Here is a 4,779-nt window from a genome sequence, read left to right as displayed (position 1 = left end):
CAGCCCCTCGGCACCGTCGCACTCCATCGGCTGACCGCCCATGCCCCCGGCTCCAGCCCTCGGTCCTCCGCCCCAGCCGCTCGGTCCTTCGTCGGGTTCCGTCGAAAATCCCTGGGCGGCACCGATGAGTTTGCGGGACCGTAAAGGTCTCCCCATGCGTAGCCCAAGAACGCGGAAGGCCACTCGGAAGGACCCCGAAGCATGAGCACGCAGACGACGTCCGGTCTCGCGATCGAGACCGCGGGCCTGGTGAAGACGTTCGGTGAGACGCGGGCCGTCGACGGCGTGGACCTCGCGGTTCCGGCCGGCACGGTCTACGGCGTTCTCGGCCCGAACGGCGCCGGCAAGACGACCACGGTGAAGATGCTCGCCACCCTGCTACGGCCCGACGGCGGTGAGGCCCATGTGTTCGGCCACGACGTCGTCCGCGAGGCCGACGAGGTGCGCGGCCGGGTGAGCCTGACCGGCCAGTACGCCTCGGTCGACGAAGACCTGACCGGCACCGAGAACCTGGTCCTGCTGGGCCGGCTCCTCGGACACGGCAAGCACGCCGCGCGGGAGCGGGCCGGGCAGTTGCTGGAGGCCTTCGGTCTTTCGGACGCGGCCGGGAAGCAGGTCAAGAACTACTCCGGCGGCATGCGGCGCCGTATCGACATCGCCGCGTCCATCCTGAACACCCCCGACCTGCTGTTCCTCGACGAGCCGACGACCGGCCTCGACCCCCGAAGCCGCAACCAGGTGTGGGACATCGTGCGCGCGGTCGTCGCCCAGGGCACCACCGTGCTGCTGACCACGCAGTATCTGGACGAGGCCGACCAGCTGGCGTCCCGGATCGCCGTCATCGACCGCGGCAAGGTGATCGCCGAGGGGACCAAGGGCGAGCTGAAGGCGTCCGTCGGCGCCGGTTCCGTCCATCTGCGGCTGCGCGACGCGGCGCAGCGGTCGGAGGCCGAGCGCGTGCTGCGGCTCACCCTGGACGCGGACGTGCAGTTGGAACCCGATCCCGTGGCGCTCACCGCCCGTGTCGGCTCCGGGGCGGACAACGGCCGGGGCGCGGCGGAGCAGGCGGGCCGCGCGCTCGCCGAACTGGCCCGCACCGGCATCACGGTCGACAACTTCTCGCTGGGCCAGCCCAGCCTGGACGAGGTGTTCCTCGCCCTCACCGGCCACGACACCCACGACACCGAGAACGACAAGAACGACAAGAACGACAAGGACGACAAGGACGAGGTGGCGGCATGAGCACCGCGACGCAGACCGAGAGCAAGGAACTCGCCCCCGTCAGCGCCGAGTCGCTCGCCGCGCTGCTGGTCTCCGGGGAGCGGCCCCCGCGGCCCAGCGCCTGGTCGGCCTCGATGACCTTCGGCTGGCGGGCGATCCTGAAGATCAAGCACGTACCGGAGCAGCTCTTCGACGTCACCGCGTTCCCGATCATGATGGTGCTGATGTACACGTACCTGTTCGGGGGTGCCCTGGCCGGCTCCCCGAAGGAGTACATCCAGTTCCTGCTGCCGGGCATCCTGGTGATGTCGGTGGTGATGATCACGATGTACACCGGCGTCTCGGTGAACACCGACATCGAGAAGGGCGTCTTCGACCGGTTCCGGTCCCTGCCCATCTGGCGGCCGTCGACCATGGTCGGCTATCTGCTGGGCGACGCCCTGCGCTACACGATCGCGTCCGTGGTCATGCTCACCGTCGGCATCATCCTGGGCTACCGCCCGGACGGCGGCGTCGGCGGAGTGCTCGCCGGGATCGCCCTGCTGGTCGCCTTCTCGTTCGCGTTCTCGTGGATCTGGACGATGTTCGGGCTGATGCTGCGCTCGGAGAAGTCCGTCATGGGCGTCAGCATGATGGTGATCTTCCCGCTCACCTTCCTGTCCAACGTGTTCGTCGACCCGAAGACCATGCCGGGCTGGCTCCAGGCCTTCGTCAACAACAGCCCGATCACCCATCTGTCCTCGGCCGTCCGCGGGTTGATGGGCGGCGACTGGCCGGCGGACGAGGTCGCCTGGTCACTGGGCTGGGCGGGCCTGTTCGTGCTGGTCTTCGGGCCGATCACGATGCGGCTGTACAACCGGAAGTAGCCGCGCCGCCGGGCCCGGGCCAGCGCCTCATCCCCCGGCCGCCTCACCCCGGGGCTCATCCCCGGGGCTCATCCCCCCGGGGGCGTCATCGGCTTCACCCCCGGGGGCAGACGCCGCTCGTCAGGTGCGACCTGACTGCCCGGCGTCGCCCGCACGATGGTGATGAGCCGGTCCGTCAACTCCAGTGTCCCGACGGCCGGATCGTCGTATCCGAGCACCCGATGCCCGCGTACGACACTCACCACCAGGTCGTCCGTCTGCCGTGGGCTCTTGCCCACCTCGGCCTTTATGACCGGCCGTTCGACGATGTCGAGCCCGCTGCCCTGCTGGATCAGGTCCTCCAGGACCATGCCGGCGGCGGGGCTGAGCACGGAGAGGCCGAGCAGGCGGCCGGCCGCGCTGGCGCTGGTGATGACCGCGTCGGCGCCGGACTGCTTGAGCAGGGGGGCGTTCTCCTCCTCGCGGACCGCGGCCACGATCTTCGCGCCACGGTTGAGCTGCCGGGCCGTCAGCGTCACCAGGACGGCGGTGTCGTCCCGCTGGGTGGCGATGATGATCTTCCGCGCCTTGTGCACCTCGGCCCGCTTCAGCACCTCGCTGCGCGTCGCGTCCCCCGTGACCCCGGCGAATCCGTCGGCGACGGCCGCCTCGATCACCTTGGAACTGGGGTCGACCACGATGACCTGGTCCTTCCTCAGCCCGGTCGCGCAGACGGTCTGGATCGCCGATCGCCCCTTCGTGCCGAAACCGACGACGATCGTGTGGTCGCGCAAGGTGGACCTCCAGCGGGTCAGACGCCATTCCTCCCGGGTCCGTTCGGTGAGGACCTCGAGCGTGGTGCCGACCAGGATGATCAGGAACAGCACCCGCATGGGGGTGATGACGAAGATGTTGGTGAGCCGGGCGGCGTCACTGACCGGGGTGATGTCGCCGTATCCGGTGGTGGAGAGGCTGACGGTCGCGTAGTAGAAGGCGTCGAGCAGGTCGACGGAACCGTCGGAGTTGTCGTTGTAGCCGTCGTGGTCGGCGTAGACGATCAGCGCGGCCGCCACCAGCAGCGACAGGGCCAGCAGGACCCGTTTGGCGACCTGCCGGAACGGATGCTCCACGATCTTCTTCGGGAGTTTGACCCGATAGGTCGCGACCCTCTCGTCCGCCCCCCGGGCAATCGCGTCCTGGCCCGGAAGTTTCACGTGAAACACACCTCGATGCCGGCGAGCGCCCAGGGCAGATCGAGCAGTTCGGCCTCCTGACCGGCGCGAACGCCGCCCGGCGGGACGACGGCGACGGCATCGGCCGCCGCCATGCCCCGCAGCATGGCCGGACCGTGGTAGTGCAGCGGCACGGCATGGTCACCGCGCAGGACGACGGGGATGAGCCGGGTGTCGTACGGATGCCCGTGCGCCGCGTCCTTCAGGGGCAGCGTGTAGGGCTCCGGGGCGGGGCGCGCGGCCAGCGTGCGCAGCAGTGGCTCGGCGAGCGTGAGCAGGCCGGAGACGGCGGCCAGGGGGTTGCCGGGCAGGCCGACCAGGTGCTGGTGCTCCTTGAGACGGGCCAGCAGCATGGGGTGGCCGGGGCGCACCTTGACGCCGTCCACCAGCAGTTCGGCGCCGATGCGGTGCAGCGTGGGGTGGACATGGTCGACGGGGCCGGCCGCGGTGCCGCCGGTGGTGACGACGAGGTCGGCACGGGAGGTCGTGAGGGCCTTGTGCAGGGCCTTGGCGTCGTCCCCGAGTCGGCGTACGGCGGTGACCTCGGCGCCGAGCGCGCGCAGCCAGGGCGGCAGCATCGGGCCGAGGGCGTCGCGGATCAGCCCGTCGTGCGGGAGCCCCTTGGTGAGCAACTCGTCGCCGAGGACGAGGACTTCGACGCGGGGGCGGGGTACGGCGGTGAGGGTGTCGTATCCGGCGGCCGCCGCCAGGCCGAGCACGGCCGGGGTCACGAGGGTTCCCATGGCGAGCAGGTGATCACCGATACGGCATTCCTGGCCACGCGCACGGATGTCCTGGCCGGGCTGGACCTCCCGGGTGGCGTGCAACTGGCCCTTGGTGTCGGTGCGGCCGTGCTCGCTGCGCAGGACGGCGGTGGTGTCCGGGGGGACCCGGGCGCCGGTTGCGATCCGGACGGCCTCGCCGTCGGTGAGCGGCTCGGCCTCGGCGTGTCCGGCCAGGACGCCCTCTTCCCGTACGTCCCAGGGGCCGGGGCCCGCGATGGCCCAGCCGTCCATGGCCGAGGTGTCGAAGGAGGGCAGGTCGGTGAGGGCGGTGAGGGGGGCGGCCAGGGCGAGGCCGAGGGCGGCGTCGAGCGGGACGGAGACGGGGGCGCGGCCGGCGGCCCGGGTGGCGGCCAGGGCGGCACGGGCGGCGAGCTCTCGGGCCTCGGACCAGGGGGTGGCCTTGTGGTGGCGGTCCGACGTGGACCGGTCCGCCGTGTGCCGGTCAGCGCCGCGCCGGTCCGTCCCGTGCCGGTCCGATGTGGGCTGGTCCGGCTGCTGCCGGTCGGGCGTGTGCCGGTTCGACGGGTGCCGGTCCGGCTGGTCGGGGCCGGTGGTGTGCGGGGTGGGTGCGGGCACGTGGTCGCCAGGGGTGTGGTGGCCGTTGTCTTCGTTCACGAGGGCGAGCACCTCCTCGACGTCGAGGTCCTCGGCGTCCTCGTCCGCCCGGGTACCGCGGGGGGTCATCCGGCGTCCGGG

At 71.2% G+C, this 4,779-nt stretch carries 4 protein-coding genes; 2 read left to right on the top strand and 2 right to left on the bottom strand.

From position 1 onward, the window contains the following. The first annotated feature begins 201 nt into the window (after positions 1–201). The gene (locus L0P92_RS42195; protein WP_234768437.1) at positions 202–1,242 is read left to right on the top strand and encodes an ATP-binding cassette domain-containing protein; all 1,041 of its coding nucleotides are present in this window, start codon (positions 202–204) and stop codon (positions 1,240–1,242) included. Next, the gene (locus tag L0P92_RS42190; RefSeq protein ID WP_234768436.1) at positions 1,239–2,087 is read left to right on the top strand and encodes an ABC transporter permease; all 849 of its coding nucleotides are present in this window, start codon (positions 1,239–1,241) and stop codon (positions 2,085–2,087) included. Before L0P92_RS42195 ends, L0P92_RS42190 begins: the two co-directional genes overlap by 4 nt. A 68-nt stretch (positions 2,088–2,155) precedes the next feature. Here L0P92_RS42190 and L0P92_RS42185 read toward each other — a convergent pair whose 3' ends face one another. Together L0P92_RS42185 and L0P92_RS42180 are read right to left on the bottom strand one after the other, a co-directional pair. Beyond that, positions 2,156–3,280, bottom strand: a complete 1,125-nt coding sequence (locus L0P92_RS42185) for a potassium channel family protein (protein WP_234768435.1) — start codon at positions 3,278–3,280, stop codon at positions 2,156–2,158. After that, positions 3,277–4,767, bottom strand: a complete 1,491-nt coding sequence (locus tag L0P92_RS42180) for a molybdopterin molybdotransferase MoeA (protein ID WP_234768438.1) — start codon at positions 4,765–4,767, stop codon at positions 3,277–3,279. Before L0P92_RS42180 ends, L0P92_RS42185 begins: the two co-directional genes overlap by 4 nt. Positions 4,768–4,779 lie beyond the last annotated feature (12 nt).

Source organism: Streptomyces muensis, from assembly GCF_021474425.1.
Classification (GTDB): domain Bacteria; phylum Actinomycetota; class Actinomycetes; order Streptomycetales; family Streptomycetaceae; genus Streptomyces; species Streptomyces muensis.
Note: the sequence above shows the minus strand (reverse complement) of the source record. Positions and strands in the feature narration are given on the sequence as shown.